The sequence below is a fragment of the Microbacterium sp. bgisy189 genome, from assembly GCF_965345345.1.
Classification (GTDB): domain Bacteria; phylum Actinomycetota; class Actinomycetes; order Actinomycetales; family Microbacteriaceae; genus Microbacterium.
This window is the reverse complement of the sequence record NZ_CBDRMZ010000002.1, coordinates 56,153-71,049: the sequence shown is the minus strand read 5'-3', so window position 1 is coordinate 71,049 and position 14,897 is coordinate 56,153. Positions and strand designations below refer to the sequence as shown.

The 14,897-nt window shown below is 70.5% G+C and carries 14 protein-coding genes; 10 read left to right on the top strand and 4 right to left on the bottom strand.

Annotation, left to right across the window (positions count from 1 at the left end):
* Window positions 1–75 precede the first annotated feature (75 nt).
* Both ACSF8R_RS03380 and ACSF8R_RS03375 read right to left on the bottom strand, forming a co-directional pair.
* A complete protein-coding gene (locus tag ACSF8R_RS03380) occupies window positions 76–1,842 on the bottom strand; it encodes an acetyl/propionyl/methylcrotonyl-CoA carboxylase subunit alpha (protein ID WP_434810448.1) in 1,767 nt (588 codons plus the stop codon).
* Window positions 1,843–1,920: 78 nt separating this feature from the next.
* Window positions 1,921–2,577: a Maf family protein gene (locus ACSF8R_RS03375; RefSeq protein ID WP_434810447.1), complete on the bottom strand. Its 657-nt coding sequence runs from the start codon at window positions 2,575–2,577 to the stop codon at window positions 1,921–1,923.
* A gap of 66 nt (window positions 2,578–2,643) precedes the next feature.
* On the opposite strand from ACSF8R_RS03375, the gene ACSF8R_RS03370 reads away from it, so the two are divergent.
* The 4 genes from ACSF8R_RS03370 to ACSF8R_RS03355 are packed head-to-tail and all read left to right on the top strand — an operon-like array spanning window position 2,644 to window position 6,888.
* Window positions 2,644–3,981 (top strand): class I SAM-dependent RNA methyltransferase, encoded by a 1,338-nt coding sequence (locus ACSF8R_RS03370; RefSeq protein ID WP_434810446.1) that lies wholly within the window; start codon window positions 2,644–2,646, stop codon window positions 3,979–3,981.
* 9 nt (window positions 3,982–3,990) lie between these two features.
* Window positions 3,991–4,644, top strand: coding sequence for a response regulator transcription factor (locus ACSF8R_RS03365; RefSeq protein WP_434810445.1), 654 nt, complete (start codon window positions 3,991–3,993; stop codon window positions 4,642–4,644).
* Window positions 4,634–5,860: a sensor histidine kinase gene (locus ACSF8R_RS03360; RefSeq protein ID WP_434810444.1), complete on the top strand. Its 1,227-nt coding sequence runs from the start codon at window positions 4,634–4,636 to the stop codon at window positions 5,858–5,860. Before ACSF8R_RS03365 ends, ACSF8R_RS03360 begins: the two co-directional genes overlap by 11 nt.
* Window positions 5,857–6,888: a hypothetical protein gene (locus ACSF8R_RS03355; protein WP_434810443.1), complete on the top strand. Its 1,032-nt coding sequence runs from the start codon at window positions 5,857–5,859 to the stop codon at window positions 6,886–6,888. The genes ACSF8R_RS03360 and ACSF8R_RS03355 overlap by 4 nt, the downstream gene beginning before the upstream one ends.
* A 233-nt stretch (window positions 6,889–7,121) precedes the next feature.
* Here the strand turns inward: ACSF8R_RS03355 and ACSF8R_RS03350 are convergent, their stop codons facing one another.
* Together ACSF8R_RS03350 and ACSF8R_RS03345 are read right to left on the bottom strand one after the other, a co-directional pair.
* Window positions 7,122–7,343, bottom strand: a complete 222-nt coding sequence (locus ACSF8R_RS03350; RefSeq protein WP_434810442.1) for an acyl-CoA carboxylase subunit epsilon — start codon at window positions 7,341–7,343, stop codon at window positions 7,122–7,124.
* Window positions 7,340–8,959: an acyl-CoA carboxylase subunit beta gene (locus ACSF8R_RS03345; protein WP_434810809.1), complete on the bottom strand. Its 1,620-nt coding sequence runs from the start codon at window positions 8,957–8,959 to the stop codon at window positions 7,340–7,342. Before ACSF8R_RS03345 ends, ACSF8R_RS03350 begins: the two co-directional genes overlap by 4 nt.
* Window positions 8,960–9,062: 103 nt before the next feature.
* Between ACSF8R_RS03345 and ACSF8R_RS03340 the strand changes: the two genes are divergently transcribed.
* From ACSF8R_RS03340 to ACSF8R_RS03315, 6 genes are all read left to right on the top strand, one after another.
* On the top strand, window positions 9,063–9,842 hold the full coding sequence (locus ACSF8R_RS03340; RefSeq protein ID WP_434810441.1) for a biotin--[acetyl-CoA-carboxylase] ligase: 780 nt from the start codon (window positions 9,063–9,065) through the stop codon (window positions 9,840–9,842).
* A gap of 65 nt (window positions 9,843–9,907) precedes the next feature.
* Window positions 9,908–10,462 (top strand): PH domain-containing protein, encoded by a 555-nt coding sequence (locus ACSF8R_RS03335; RefSeq protein ID WP_434810440.1) that lies wholly within the window; start codon window positions 9,908–9,910, stop codon window positions 10,460–10,462.
* A gap of 59 nt (window positions 10,463–10,521) precedes the next feature.
* The gene (locus tag ACSF8R_RS03330) at window positions 10,522–11,649 is read left to right on the top strand and encodes a 5-(carboxyamino)imidazole ribonucleotide synthase (RefSeq protein WP_434810439.1); all 1,128 of its coding nucleotides are present in this window, start codon (window positions 10,522–10,524) and stop codon (window positions 11,647–11,649) included.
* Between the two features lie 120 nt (window positions 11,650–11,769).
* Entirely contained in the window at window positions 11,770–12,237 is a 468-nt protein-coding gene (gene purE, locus ACSF8R_RS03325) for a 5-(carboxyamino)imidazole ribonucleotide mutase (RefSeq protein ID WP_434810808.1), read from the top strand.
* A gap of 124 nt (window positions 12,238–12,361) precedes the next feature.
* Window positions 12,362–13,690, top strand: a complete 1,329-nt coding sequence (locus tag ACSF8R_RS03320; protein WP_434810438.1) for an LCP family protein — start codon at window positions 12,362–12,364, stop codon at window positions 13,688–13,690.
* Between the two features lie 22 nt (window positions 13,691–13,712).
* A complete protein-coding gene (locus ACSF8R_RS03315) occupies window positions 13,713–14,828 on the top strand; it encodes a glycosyltransferase (protein WP_434810437.1) in 1,116 nt (371 codons plus the stop codon).
* Window positions 14,829–14,897: the final 69 nt, after the last annotated feature.

Here is a 14,897-nt window from a genome sequence, read left to right as displayed (position 1 = left end):
TCGGAGACCGGCGGCGAAAACGTCCGAATCCGATGCCATTCTCCGAATCTGCGACGCCGCGCTGCCGCCGTGGAATCAGGAGATCGTGAGCAACTGGTGTCCGGCCGAGACCGTGGTGCCGGGGTCGGCGTTGATCGCGCCGATCACGCCGTCCTTGTGGGCCTGGATGGGCTGCTCCATCTTCATCGCCTCGAGCACGACGACCAGGTCGCCCTTGACGACCTGCTGTCCGTCTTCGACGGCGATCTTGACGACCGTGGCCTGCATCGGGCTCTTCACGGCGTCACCGCTGGCTCCACCGACGGCGGACGGTGCGTGCGAACGGCGTGACGGCGGCACGGCGGCGGGGCGCCCCACCTTCGTCGGTGCGTGCACGATGCGGTCGGGGAGGCTCACTTCGAGGCGCTTGCCCGACACCTCGACGACGACGGTGTGGCGCGGCTCGGCGGCATCGGGGGCCTCGAGCTCACCGTCCCACGGGGCGATGTCGTTGTCGAACTCGGTCTCGATCCACCGGGTGTACACGCCGAACGTGCCGTCGTCGGCGGTGAAGGCGGGGTCGCGGACGACCTTGCGGTGGAACGGGAGCACGGTGGGCATGCCCGAGACCTCGAACTCGTCGAGGGCGCGGCGCGAACGCTCGAGGGCCTCGGCGCGGTCGCGCCCGGTGACGATGATCTTGCCGAGCATCGAGTCGAATGCGCCCGAGACGCTGTCTCCCGCGGTGACGCCGGAATCGAGACGGATGCCGGGGCCGCCGAAGGTCTTGAACACGTGGATGCGGCCGGGCTGCGGCAGGAAGTTCCGTCCCGGGTCCTCGCCGTTGATGCGGAACTCGATCGAGTGTCCGACCGGCTCTGGGTCGTCGTAGTCGAGCGTGCCGCCCTCAGCGAGCCGGAACTGCTCGCGCACCAGGTCGATGCCGGTGACCTCTTCGGAGACGGGGTGCTCGACCTGCAGTCGCGTGTTCACCTCGAGGAACGAGATCGTGCCGTCCGCGCCGATGAGGAACTCGCACGTGCCGGCGCCGACGTAGCCGACCTCTTTGAGGATCTTCTTCGACGCGTCGTACAGGGTCGCGTTCTGCGCGTCGCTGAGGAACGGTGCGGGGGCCTCTTCGACGAGCTTCTGGTGGCGGCGCTGCAGCGAGCAGTCGCGGGTCGAGACGACCACGACGTTGCCGGCGGCATCCGCGAGACACTGCGTCTCGACGTGACGCGGCTTGTCGAGGTACTTCTCGACGAAGCACTCGCCACGTCCGAAGGCGGTGATCGCCTCACGGGTGGCCGACTCGAAGAGCTCTTCGACCTCAGACAGCTCGCGCGCGACCTTCAGGCCGCGACCGCCGCCGCCGTACGCGGCTTTGATCGCGATGGGCAGGCCGTACTCCTGCGCGAAGGCGACGACCTCGTCGGCACCTTCGACAGGGCCGGGGGTGCCGGGAGCGAGCGGGGCGCCGACCTTCTCGGCCACGTGACGGGCGGTCACCTTGTCGCCGAGTGCTTCGATGGCCTCGGGGGAGGGGCCGATCCAGATGAGGCCTGCGCCGATCACGGCACGGGCGAATTCGGCGTTCTCGGCCAGGAAGCCGTAGCCGGGGTGCACCGCGTCTGCACCGGAGCGGCGTGCGACCGACAGGATCTTCTCGATCGACAGGTAGGTCTCGGCGCTGGTGGCGCCCTCGAGCGCGTACGCCTCGTCGGCGAGTCGCGCGTGCAGCGCATCCCGGTCCTGGTCCGCGTAGACGGCGACGGAGGCCTTTCCGGAGTCGCGCGCTGCGCGGATGATGCGGACGGCGATCTCGCCGCGGTTCGCGATGAGCACCTTGGCGATGTGAGGCATGGATGCCAGCCTACCGAGCGCAGCACCCCCTCCTTTGGATCACTCGCACAAAGTCACCCAGAAAACGTGTGCGGGAGTCTACGAGCCGGCGTCGCGGTTCCACAGGTCGGTCCACGAGACGCCGAGCTCGCCCGTGATCCGTCGCAACGTCGACAGCGACATGCCGACGACGGTCGACGGATCGCCTTCGACCCGCTCGATGAACGCACCGCCGAGGCTGTCGACCGTGAACGCGCCGGCGACGTGCAGCGGTTCACCGCTGGCCACATAGGCGGCGATCTCGTCGTCGGTGATGTCGGCGGCGAACGTGACGGACGCTTCGGCGACGGCGAAGGCCTCCGCCGGTTCGTGCCCGGCGCGCACGCGGAAGACGCTGTGCCCCGAGTGCAGCACTCCGGTTCCCCCGCGCATTGCCCGCCACCGGGCCGCGGCGATCTCGGGTTCGTACGGTTTGCCGAGCACTTCGCCGCCGAAGGCGAACATCGAGTCGCCACCGATGACGATGCCGTCGAAGTCCGGCTCGTCGGCGCGCAGTGATGCGACGACGTCGGCGGCCTTGTGGCGGGCCAGCAGCAGCACGTGCTCCGCCGGCGGCAGGACGCGCCATTCCTGTTCCTCGACGGCGGCGATCACCGCTTCCTCGTCGACCTGCGGCGCGCGGGTGAGCGGTTCGATGCCCGCCTGTCGCAGCAGCATGAGTCGAGCGGGCGAGGTGGATGCCAGACAGACACGCATCCACCCACGCTAGCCGTGTCGCGGCGACCGTGCGGATCTGAGCCCTGCCCGTGCGATCCTCGAAGGATGAGTTCCGCGGCCTCCGGCGACCTGATCGATCTCGACGTGACCGACGTCGCCCACGGCGGCGTGTTCGTCGGGCGCCACGAAGGACGGGTCGTCTTCGTCCCAGACGCGGTCCCCGGCGAACGGGTGCGGGTACGGCTGACGGACACGCGCAAGTCGTCGTTCTGGCGGGGGGACGTGCTCGAGGTGCTCGACGCCTCCCCGCACCGGCGGGCCCACGTGTGGGGCGCTGCCGACATCTCGCGCGCGCCCGACCAGCGTGCCGGGGGCGCCGATTTCGGTCACATCGACCTTGCGCACCAGCGCGATCTGAAGCAGCGCGTCGTCGTCGACGCACTCACACGGATCGGTCGCCTCGACCTGCCGGTGACCATCGAGGCCGCGCATGGGGCCCGCGGCGCCGATGGTGTGGTCACCGCGGAAGAAGCCGCAGACGGCACGGGTTGGCGCACGCGCGTGAGCCTGCACGTGGACGATGCCGGGCGGATCGGGCCGTACTCGGCGCGCAGCCACCGCGTCATCGCCGTCGACGACCTGCCGCTGGCGACGTCTGCGATCGAAGACGCGGCGCAGCGCCCCCGCTCGGCGCAGGCCGGGCGGCTCGATCTCGTCCAGCCCGCCGACGGGCGCGTCCGGGTGCTCGTGCGGCCGGACGCCGGTCGCGGCCCGCGTCGCGGCGGCCGCGGAGTCGATGAACCCGCAGCGCCTGAAGTGGTCGTGGAGACGGTCGCCGGACGGGACTTCACCGTCGACGTCGGCGGGTTCTGGCAGGTGCACCGACTCGCCGCGCAGACGCTCACCGATGCGGTCGTCGACGCCGTCGCCGGCGCACTCGACCCCGACGGCCACCACCTCGACCTCTACGGCGGTGTCGGGCTGCTCGCGGCGGCCGTGGCGGGCGTCGCGGGCCCTGGGGTGCGCATCACGAGCATCGAGTCGGATCCCCGCGCCACCGAGCACGCCGGCGAGAACCTCGTCGACTGGGTGGGAGCGCGCGCCGAGACCGCGCGCGTCGACCGCTGGCTCGCGGCTGCGCCCGACGCGATCGGTGCAGCGCAACGCGAACGCATCTCACGCGGTGTCGTCGTCCTCGATCCGCCGCGGGCCGGGGCCGGACGCGAGGTCGTCGACGGCATCGCGGCGCTCGACCCGGCGCGTGTCGTGTACGTCGCGTGCGACCCCGTCGCGCTCGCGCGCGACCTCGCGACGTTCGCCGGTCACGGCTATCGCGCCGCGGCCGTTCGCGCGTTCGACCTGTTCCCGCACTCCCACCACGTCGAGGCCGTCGCGGTGCTCGATCGCGACACGGGAGGGTCGTCCGGCGAGCGTGCTCGCTAGGCTGTGCCCATGACGAGAGTCGCGCTGATCGACGACCACGAGTCCGTGCGGCTCGGCCTCGAGGCCGCGTGCGAACGCGCAGGCAAGCAGGTGGTGTTCTCGGGAAGCTCCGTCACCGCCTATGTCGACTGGCGCACGTTCGCCAATGCGCTCCCGGCCGACGTCGTCGTGCTCGATCTCACGCTCGGCGACGGTACGACCGTCACCGAGAACGTCACCAGGCTCGTGCGCGACGGTTCGTCCGTCATCATCCACAGTGTCGCCGACCGTCCCGCGGCCGTTCGTGAGGCGCTCGCGGCGGGCGCAGCCGGCATCGTCAGCAAGTCCTCGCGCATCGACGAGGTCATCGCTGCGGTGCGCACCGTGGCGCGCGGGGACCACCTCGACAACGTCGAGTGGGCCAGTGCCGTCGAGGGCGATCGTGCCTTCGCCGACGCCCAACTCTCCGCGCGTGAGCGAGACGTGCTGCGCCTGTATGCAGCAGGTCTGCCGCTGAAGATGGTCGCCGACCGCCTCGGCATCGCCTATTCCACCGCGAAAGAGAACATCACGCGGGTGCGTGTGAAGTACGTCGAGGTCGGGCGCCCCGCGCCGACGAAGGTCGATCTGCTGCGACGCGCGATGGAGGACGGGCTCGTCGACGAGGAACCCGGTGAGCGCTGAGGCACGTCACCGCGACAGCGACGGTCGGCCCAGCGCGCTGGACGTCGGCTCCGAGACGTTCACACGCGCGCGCATCGAGCGCATCCTGAGTCTCGTCGTGGGCTTCGGCTGCACGATCCTGGGGGCGCAGGCCTTTCTCAACGCCCTCGCCAGTGAGCAGGAAGCCCCGGGATGGCAGCCCTGGCTCAACATCGGCGTGTTCGCGCCCCTCGGCATCATGCTGCTGGCCTGCTTCGTGGGCCGATGGGTCAAGACCACGACACGGATCTTCGCACTCGTCTACCCGCTCGCCCTGCTGCTGTGGCCGGCAGCGACCGCCGGGCAGTTCGAAACGGCTGCGGGCGAACCGTGGGTCTGGTACCTCATCAACGTCGCGACCTCGGCGTCCGTGCTCGCCTTCGCATTGCCGCTGCAGATGGTGTGGGCCGCCGCCATGCCGGTCATGTACGGCGTCGTCAGACTGATGCAGCTGGGGTTTCCCAGCGACCGGCTCATTCTCGTGATCCTCGACGTCGTGTTCGCGATCATCCTCGCCGGCGTCGTGCTCGCGCTCGGGTGGATGCTGCGCACCGTCGCGCTCGACATGGACCGCACCCGGGCCGAGGCGGTGCGCTCGTACGCCGCGGCGGCCGCAGCGGAGGCCGCCGAGCGCGAGCGCATCGCCGTCGCCGCCCTCATGCACGACAGCGTGCTGGCCGCGCTCATCTCGGCCGAACGTGCCGTCACGCCGCGCGAACGGACCCTGGCCGTGTCGATGGCGCGCGAAGCGCTCACGCGGCTCGCCAACGCCGACCAGGACTCGGGGGAGGGTTCCGACGAGCCGGTCGCTCCCGTGCAGCTCGCCGCTGCGCTTGAACGCGCGATCCGTGAGGTCGGAGCGGCCGTCCCCGTCGACGCCGATATCGAGTCCGATGCCCCCCCTGTTCCGGGTCGCGTCGCCCGTGCGTTGGTGCTGGCGAGCGTGCAGGCCGTCTCGAACGCCCGACAGCACGCCGACGGTGCGGGGCTGGCCATCGCCTTCCGCGCGCACGGTGAGGCGGTCGAGATCCGCGTCGCCGACACCGGTCCCGGGTTCGACCCCGATGTGGTGCCGGAGGACCGGCTGGGCATCCGCGGCTCGATCGTCGCGCGGATGGCAGCGGTCGGCGGCTCGGCAGCGGTCGCCAGCGGCGAGGGCGGCACCACGGTGACGCTCGGATGGCGGGGTGTGTCGTGACCGTCGCCGTCCGCTCGGTGCTCTCCGGGCTCGCCGTCGCCTTCACCGCCTATCTCGCGGTCGGCGGATTGCTGTGGACCGACGGTGTCGACAACCCGCTCATCATGGTCGCGGCCCTCGCGCTGTACCTCGTCGTGACGTGGCTGTGCGTCTTCTGGAACGCGACCCCGTCCGAGGCGCTCGCAGAAGGCGCACGCCGCACCGTCCTGCCCGCGTGGGCCGCCGTCCTGGCGCTCGTGACCGCGGTGCTCGTGCCCAACGCGACGTGGTTCGCCGCGGGCCCGGACGTCCGGCTGCTGTCCTACGCGACCTGGAGTCTCGGCGGCATCAGCGCGCTGATGGCGATCGTCATGGTGCGCGGCCGACCGTGGGTCGCGTGGAGCGGCGTCATCATCGTCACGATCGAGGCGTCGCTGTGGATCGGGGTCCCGAGCGCCCTCGCCCTCGGCGCCACCGGCGCCGTCGTGTGGGTCGGCGTCGCGCAGCTGCTGACATGGCTCATGGATCGCGCCGCACGCGACACCGCCGAGTTGACGGGGCTGCAGCGCGCGGCATCCGAATGGCTCGCGACGCAGGACGGGCGGCGCCGCGAGCGCCGGGTGCAGGTGCAGCGTGCCCTCGCAGTGGCAGGCCCGGTGCTCATCCGTACGATCGAATCCGGTGGGATGCTCGAGGCCACCGACCGCACCCGGGCCGTGCTCGCGGAGGGGCGGCTGCGCGATGAGCTGCGCGGCCCGCGCCTGCTCGACGACGCCGTGCGCACCCAACTCGAGGCGGCGCGACTGCGCGGGTCGAACGTGACGATGCTCGACGAGGGCGGCCTCGACGGCATGCCCGAGGACGCGCTGCATGAGATCCGCACACGCCTGGCCGAAGCGCTCGAAGAGGCCGCTTCGGAGCGCCTCTACATCCGCACCTCGCCCCACCCCGAGATCGCGGTGACGGTCGTCGGGCGATCGCGACCCGTCGACGACCCCGACGGCGAAGAGGTCGTCGACCTGTGGGCTGAGATCCACCGCCCGAAATGACAGAAGGCCTTCTTTCGAAGGCCTTCTGAAGAAGAGGAGGTGAGGGGCGGCGAAGCCGCCCGCCCCTCACCAACGCGAGCGGTTACCCGAAAACCTGCCCGCATGGCCAGAAGATGCTCTCAAGGAGACTTCCGGCCGAACGCAGAAGCGTTCCAGCAAGACCATTCTCGCCGAGGTGCAACAACCCCGTCTGTAGGTATTTTGGGGGACATTCTGCGGCGGGATTCCGGCCCTCAGCCGCTGAAACGTCCCCAACCGATGTCGCGCCGCAGCGGGGCGCGCAACGCCCGCGCCGAAACGTCCCAGGCGCGAACCTGCGTGGCGTCGTCGGCGAGCGTCATCGCGGCCTCGCGTTCGTACGCCTCGGTGACGACGGCGATGACCGCGGCGAGCTCCTCGGGGGTCGGCTCTCCGCGCCGCACATCGATGCGCAGCGGTCCGTCGGCGTCGGTCATAGCGGGATGTTACCGTGCTTCTTCGCCGGCAGGCTCGCCCGCTTCCCGCGCAGCGCGCGCAGCGCCTTCGCGATCGCGACGCGCGTCTGCGCCGGCTCGATGATGCCGTCGAGTTCGCCGCGTTCGGCCGCCAGGAACGGCGACGCGACGTTGTAGGTGTACTCGTTCGCGAGGCGCGTGCGCACGGCCGCGACATCTTCGCCGGCCTCCTCGGCCTTCTTGATCTCACCGCGGTAGAGGATGTTGACCGCGCCCTGCCCGCCCATGACGGCGATCTCGGCGGTCGGCCACGCGAGGTTGACGTCTGCGCCGAGCTGCTTCGAGCCCATCACGATGTAGGCGCCGCCGTACGCCTTGCGCAGGATGACGGTGACCAGGGGCACGGTGGCCTCGGCGTACGCGTAGAGCAGCTTCGCGCCGCGGCGGATGACGCCGGTCCACTCCTGATCGGTACCAGGGAGGTATCCGGGCACGTCGACGAGGGTCACGATCGGGATCGAGAACGCGTCGCAGAACCGCACGAACCGGCTCGCCTTCTCGCCGGCCTCGATGTTGAGGGTGCCCGCCATCTGCGACGGCTGGTTCGCGATGATGCCGACCGTGCGACCTTCGATGCGCCCGAAGCCGATGACGATGTTCGGCGCGAACAGCGGCTGCACTTCGAGAAAATCGCCGCTGTCGACGATGTGGCCGATGACCTGGTGGATGTCGTAGGGCTGGTTGGGGGAGTCGGGGATGATCGTGTTGAGCACGCGGTCGCTGTCAGTGGTCTCCCACTCGAACTCGTTCTCGTAGCCGGGCAGCTCCGACATGTTGTTGTCGGGCAGGTAGCCGACCATCGTGCGGACGTAGTCGATCGCATCGTCCTCGTCCTCGGCGAGGTAGTGGGCGACACCCGAGCGGGTGTTGTGCGTGTGCGCCCCGCCGAGTTCTTCCATGCCGACGTCCTCGCCGGTGACCGTCTTGATGACGTCGGGGCCGGTCACGAACATCTGGCTGGTCTTGTCGACCATCACGACGAAGTCGGTGAGCGCGGGGGAGTAGACCGCGCCGCCGGCGGCGGGCCCCATGATGATGGAGATCTGCGGGATGACTCCGGATGCCGCGGTGTTCAGGCGGAAGATCTCGCCGTACTTGCCGAGGGCGACCACGCCCTCCTGGATGCGGGCGCCGCCCGAGTCGAGCATGCCGATGATGGGGATGCCGCTGCGAAGGGCGAACTCCATCACCTTGATGATCTTGTCGCCGGCGACCTCGCCGAGGGAGCCGCCGAAGGTCGTGAAGTCCTGGGCGTACACGGCGACGGTGCGGCCGTGGATGGTGCCGATGCCGGTGACGACCGAGTCGCCGTAGGGGCGGGAGCGATCCATGCCGAACGCCGAGGTGCGGTGGCGCACGTACTCGTCGAGTTCGACGAAGCTGCCCGGGTCGACCAGCAACTCGATGCGCTCGCGGGCGGTGAGCTTGCCCTTCGCATGCTGCTTCTGCACCGACACCGCCTCGGCATCGACGACCGCCTCCTGATACCGGGCGCGGAGGTCGGCGATCTTGCCGGCGGTCGTGGACATGTCAGGCTGCTCGGTCACGCGTTCCACCCTAGCGAGCAGGATCGGCATCCTGTTGGAGTACGCGCACAACGCGCGGGCGCATCCGATGTGCGAATCCGCGAAGCCGTCGGCGGGCCAGAACGCCGATGCGCGGCCCGCGTAGGGTGGCGGCATGTCGCTCCCCGAAGCCGGATTCCCGCTCGCCGCCGCCGTGTCGCCGCGGCTGCATCTGATCGAGACGGTCGACTCGACCAACGCGAAACTGCTGCACGACGCCGCAGCCGCGCCGCAGGACCACCCGCACCTGTCGGTCGTGCTCACGCGCGACCAGCGCGCCGGCCGCGGCCGCCTGGACCGCACCTGGACCGCGCCGCCGGGAACCGCGCTGGCGATCTCGGTGCTGCTTCGGGTGGAGGACGTCCCGACCCACGAGCGAGGGTGGATCCCGCTCCTGGCCGGCGAAGCGATGAGCCGCGCCGTCGCGGCGCAGGCGCCGGACATCGAGGTGGGGCTGAAGTGGCCCAACGACGTGCTCGTCGAAGGCCGCAAGATCAGCGGCATCCTGGCTGAGGTGCTGCCGGCCGACCCGTTCGCCGTGATCGTCGGCGCAGGGGTGAACACGTCGATGACGAGCGCCGACCTTCCTGTGCCGACGGCGACCTCGTTCGAAGCCTTGGGGCGGGTCGTCGATGAGGACCGCCTCGTCGCCGACTACCTCGAAGGGCTGCGCGACGGTGTCGCCGCGCTCGCCGCGACGCTCACCGCGCCCGCCGTGAAAGAGGCCGTGCGCGCGGCGTGCACGACGCTCGGTCGCGTCGTGACGGTGAGTCTTCCCGACGGGTCGGTGCTCGCGGGCACGGCGGAGCGGATCGACGACGACGGGAGACTCGTCGTGGTCGCCGAAGGCGTCGAGGCTGTCGTCGCGGCGGGCGACGTCGTGCACGTGCGCTGACCGCGTCGGCGTCGTGTCGGGCGCGCCGCCGAGGCGGCACCGGGGGCGCGCGCCATGATGGAGCTGTGACGCAGCCCACCTCGTTCTCGGGACGCCCGGCCGCCCCGGCGCCCGGGGCGCCCACGGCCGAGCTGCGGGTGGCGCGCCTGCGACCGCACGCGCGGAGGCTGTTCTGGTCGGCGCTCGTGCTCATCGCCGTCGCCGGAACCGTCGGATTCTTCACAGGCAATCTGCCCGAGCCGTTCGAGGACTGGATGCTGTGGGCGGCCGGTGCCGCCCTGGTCCTGGTACTCGTGATCGTCCCGTGGCTGCGCTGGTTGAACCACACGTACACGATCACGACCAGACGCGTCATCGAGCAGTCCGGCGTGTTCGGCCGCAACCGTCGCGAGATCGGACATGCCCGCGGGTACACCATCTCGGAGCGCCGCGGTCCGGTCCAACGCATGGTCGGTGCGGGCACGCTGACCCTCTCCAGCGGTGTGGATGCGCCGTTCCGCCTCGTCGATGTGCCCGGTGTCCGGCTCGTGCACGAAGTCCTCGCGGATCAGGTCGAGGTCAGCCAGATCCTCGCGCATCGCGATTCGCACGGCATCCCCGTCGTCCCCGACGAAGACTGATCGTCCACGCGCGCCGCGTCGGTGCGAGAGGATGGGTGGGTTCAACGAAAGGGTGCCCCATGTCTCTGCGCGTCGGAATCGTCGGTGGCGGCCAGCTGGCCCGCATGATGATCGCTCCCGCCGTCGAACTCGGCGTCGAGGTGTCGGTCCTGGCAGAACAGCCCGGCATGGCCGCCGAACTCGCCGCGAGCGCCGTCGGCGACTACCGTGACGCCGCGACCGTGCTCGCGTTCGCGAAGAACGTCGACGTCGTCACCTTCGACCACGAGCACGTGCCGCAGGAGGTGCTGCGCGCCCTCGTGGATGCCGGGATCGCCGTCCATCCCGGTCCCGACGCGCTGCGCTTCGCGCAGGACAAGCTCGAGATGCGTGCGCGCCTGGCCGAGCTCGGCATGCCGCAGCCCGACTGGGCCGCGATCTCGGATGCCGCCGGCCTGCAGTCCTTCCTCGATGCCCACGGCGGGCGCGCGGTCGTCAAAACCCCTCGCGGCGGCTACGACGGCAAGGGCGTGCGGGTCGTGTCGACCACAGACGAAGCCGCCGATTGGATCGGCGCCCTCGACGACGGTGCGCAGCTGCTCGTCGAAGAACTCGTCGACTTCACGCGCGAACTCGCCCAGCAGGTCGCGCGCCGCCCCTCGGGCGAGGTCGCCGTTTACCCCGTCGTCGAGACGGTGCAGCGAGACGGCGTGTGCGCAGAGGTGATCGCGCCGGCGCCGCACGCGGGCGCGCGCCTCGGTCGCGTCGCAGCGGGGATCGGCACGACGATCGCCGAGGGGCTGGGAGTGACCGGCATGCTCGCCGTCGAACTCTTCGAAACCGCCGACGAGCGCCTGCTCGTCAACGAGCTCGCGATGCGGCCGCACAACAGCGGGCACTGGAGCCAGGACGGCGCGGTCACCGGGCAGTTCGAGCAGCACGTGCGCGCGGTGCTCGATCTGCCGCTCGGCGACACGGCTCCGCGTGCGGCGTGGGCGACGATGATCAACATCCTCGGTGGGCCCGCGACGGACTCGCTGCAGAGCAGATTCGCGGCGGTGCTCGCCGAGCATCCGTCCGTCAAGGTGCACACGTACGGCAAGGCGCCGCGACCGGGGCGCAAGGTCGGTCATGTCAACGCGTGGGGCGAGGACCTCGATAGCGTCGTGTACGAGGCGCGAGCGGCAGCAGCCTTCTTCGAGGACTGAGACACGCCCCCGGCGGCACGAAGCGCCGTGCCGTTGCGGGGAGTTTCCAGGCGAGCGCCCTAGCCTTGTCGGGTGACCCGCCCCCTCCACTCGTCCGAGACGCCGCTCGTCGGCGTCGTCATGGGATCCGACTCGGACTGGCGGGTGATGAGCGACGCGTCGCAGATCCTGACCGACTTCGGTATTCCGCACGAGGTCGAGGTCGTCTCCGCGCACCGCACCCCCGACAAGCTGCTCAGCTACGGGCGTGAAGCGCGGGCCCGTGGGCTGCGCGCGATCATCGCCGGCGCCGGCGGTGCCGCGCATCTTCCCGGCATGCTCGCCTCCCTGACGGCGCTTCCCGTCATCGGCGTCCCGGTGCAGCTCGCGACGCTCGACGGCATGGATTCGCTGCTGAGCATCGTGCAGATGCCCGCCGGCATCCCGGTCGCCACGGTTTCGATCAACGGCGCCCGCAACGCCGGCCTGCTCGCCACCCGCATTCTCGGCGCCTCCGACGAATCGATCGGTGACCGCGTCGAGGCGTACGCACGTGAACTCGAAGCGCAGGTGGAGGAGAAGAACCGCCGGCTGAAGGACTCCCTGTGAGCGTTGCGGCGGTCACGCGATGAGCGTGATGAGCCCAGCGCGCCCGCAGTCGTCGAACTCGCGCGGCGTCGCGATCGCCGGCACCCAGCCGTTGCGATACCCCGATGCGTCGTCGAAGGCGGTCATGACCCGCCGCGGCTGGTGGCTCGTCGTCGCCGGCTTCCTCCTGCCCGGCTCCGCCCAACTGCTCGCCGGCAACCGACGGCTCGGTCGCATCGGCGTCGTGGCGACGCTCGCCGGCTGGATCGCGATCCTGTTCGCCGTGCTGCTCGCGCTCATGTGGCGACCCATGCTCATCACACTCGCCGCCAACTGGTGGGTGCTCCTGGCGTTGCAGCTCGTGCTGCTCGCGTACGCGGCGCTGTGGGTCGTGCTCGCGATCGACACGCTGCGGCTCGTGCGGCTCGTCCGCACCGGGCCACGTGCCCGCATCGGCATCGCAGCCCTCGCGGTCGTCCTCACGGCGCTGCCGAGCGGAATCGCGGTCTACGGGGCGCAGTCGGTGGTCGCCCCCGCGCGCGACGGACTGGCGATCTTCGGATCGGGTGCGTCCGTGCCGCCCTCCGATGGCTACTACAACTTCCTCCTGCTCGGTGCCGACAGCGGCGAGGGCCGCGACCACATGCTCTTCGACAGCATCTCGGTCGTCTCGGTCAACGCCGACACCGGTGCCGTGTCGATCTTCGGCATCCCGCGCGACATGCGTGACGTGCCCTTCTCGGAAGGGCCCATGCAGGAGCTCTACCCGAACGGCCACGAGGGTCACGCCGACCCGGCCTGCGGGTGGGACAACAAGATCAATCAGCTCAACACCGAGGTCGGCCTGTGCCGTGACGGTGAAGCGCTGTATCCGGATGCCGCGGCCCGTGGCTCTTCGCCGGGCATCGAGGCGACGCGCGATGCAGCCGAAGGCGTGCTCGGCATCGAGATCCCGTACTTCGTCTTCATCGACATGGACGGATTCGCCGCCCTCATCGACGCCCTCGGCGGTGTCGACATCACGGTGTCCGAGCGCATTCCGACCGGTGCGCTCCACGAGAACGAAGACGGCACGCTGTCGGGCATCACCGGATGGATCGAGGCCGGCGAACAGCACATGGACGGCGACACCGCGCAGTGGTACGCGCGTTCGCGGTACACGACGAGCGACTGGGACCGCATGAAGCGGCAGCGACAGTTGCAAGAGGCGATGCTCGCGCAGTTCACGCCCACCAATGTGCTTTCCCGCTTCCAGGACATCCTCTCGGCAGGTTCGGAGGTCGTGCAGACCGACATTCCGACCGACATGCTCCCGTATCTGACCGAACTCGCGGTCAAGGCGAAGGAGCAGGAGGTCACGAGCGTCGAATTGACCCTCGAGAACGGCATCGACCCCGACGCGCCCGACTTCGCGTACATCCAGGAACTCGTGAACGACACGCTGCACCCGGCCACGCCGACCCCGACGCCATGACCGACCGTCGTAGGCTCGACGCATGACGGCGACGCTGCGCCTCGTGCTCGACCAACTGGTCGATCCGACCGAACCCGACCTCGGGCAGGCGACGCGTGAGCTCGCCCGTGCCCTGACGGCGACCGCACCGGCGGGCTGCGATGTCGAAGGCCTTGTGTCGGCCGCACCCGATGCGCGCGCGGCCGCGGGCCGGGCCGCGCCCGACCTCGCCGAGGTCACGGCGTTGGGGCTGCGGCGTCGCGAACTCGCCGCCGCATGGCAGATGGGTGTCACCGCCGGCGCGGCGGGCGGCATGATCCATTCGCCGTCGCTGCTGGCCCCCCTCGTGCGTCATGACCGCATCCATGACCACGATCAGACGGTGGTCACGGTCTGGGACCTGCGCGCCTGGGAGTCGCCCGATGAGCTCGGCAGGACCGCGGCGATGTGGCAGCGGGCGATGCTCAAGCGTGCAGCCCGCTTCGCGGACGCCATCGTCGTGCCCACGCACGCCACGGCGCGGGCGCTCGCCGAGCGCGCCGCACTCGGTGACCGCATCCGCGTCATTCCCGGCGCCGCGCCGCAGGGATTCCGTGTGCCCTCCGACGACGTCGGCAGGCGACGCGATCTGCGGCTTCCCGACGGGTACGTGCTCATCGCAGCGGCTCGCCCCGCCGACCTCGTCGACGCGTTCCGCGCGGTGGCCCAGACACGGGCCGACACCCCGGTGGTCGTGCTCGACATCGCAGCAGGCGAAGAGCCCGCCGTCATGGCGGCGGCGACATCGGCCGGGCTCCCGGAGCACGCGGTGCACGTACGAGGGTTTGTCGACCAGCACGATCGCGGTGCGGTGTTGGGAGCGGCATTGGTCGTGCTGGCCCCCGACACTCGCACGTCCTTCCCGTGGCGGGTGCTCGAGGCGATGGCGGTGGGCGTGCCGATCGTCGCCGTCTCATCGCCCGTGCATGACGAGATCGTCGTCGACGGGGGAGTGCTGGCCGACGCCGCCGATCCGGGTGCCCTCGGCGACGCGCTGGCGACGGCGTTGGGGTCGACGGCGGCCGTCGAGCGGCTCGCCGTGCTCGCGGCCGATCGTGGGCGCGCCTTCACCTGGCTCGGGGCCGCCGAGCGGGTCTGGCAACTGCACGCCGACCTCTGAGAACACCCGAATCGGCGTGTCGCGCGTCGCTTCCTGAGCCTCGGCTGGTAAAAACCCTCGACTTCAGTA

Excerpts from the sequence above, each read along its gene's own strand:
- ACSF8R_RS03380 (WP_434810448.1), bottom strand. The coding sequence starts at position 1,842 with ATGCCTCACATCGCCAAGGTGCTCATCGCGAACCGCGGCGAGATCGCC.
- ACSF8R_RS03375 (WP_434810447.1), bottom strand. The coding sequence starts at position 2,577 with ATGCGTGTCTGTCTGGCATCCACCTCGCCCGCTCGACTCATGCTGCTG.
- ACSF8R_RS03370 (WP_434810446.1), top strand. The coding sequence starts at position 2,644 with ATGAGTTCCGCGGCCTCCGGCGACCTGATCGATCTCGACGTGACCGAC.
- ACSF8R_RS03365 (WP_434810445.1), top strand. The coding sequence starts at position 3,991 with ATGACGAGAGTCGCGCTGATCGACGACCACGAGTCCGTGCGGCTCGGC.
- ACSF8R_RS03350 (WP_434810442.1), bottom strand. The coding sequence starts at position 7,343 with ATGACCGACGCCGACGGACCGCTGCGCATCGATGTGCGGCGCGGAGAG.
- ACSF8R_RS03345 (WP_434810809.1), bottom strand. The coding sequence starts at position 8,959 with ATGCCGATCCTGCTCGCTAGGGTGGAACGCGTGACCGAGCAGCCTGAC.
- ACSF8R_RS03340 (WP_434810441.1), top strand. The coding sequence starts at position 9,063 with ATGTCGCTCCCCGAAGCCGGATTCCCGCTCGCCGCCGCCGTGTCGCCG.
- ACSF8R_RS03330 (WP_434810439.1), top strand. The coding sequence starts at position 10,522 with ATGTCTCTGCGCGTCGGAATCGTCGGTGGCGGCCAGCTGGCCCGCATG.
- purE (WP_434810808.1), top strand. The coding sequence starts at position 11,770 with ATGGGATCCGACTCGGACTGGCGGGTGATGAGCGACGCGTCGCAGATC.
- ACSF8R_RS03320 (WP_434810438.1), top strand. The coding sequence starts at position 12,362 with ATGACCCGCCGCGGCTGGTGGCTCGTCGTCGCCGGCTTCCTCCTGCCC.
- ACSF8R_RS03315 (WP_434810437.1), top strand. The coding sequence starts at position 13,713 with ATGACGGCGACGCTGCGCCTCGTGCTCGACCAACTGGTCGATCCGACC.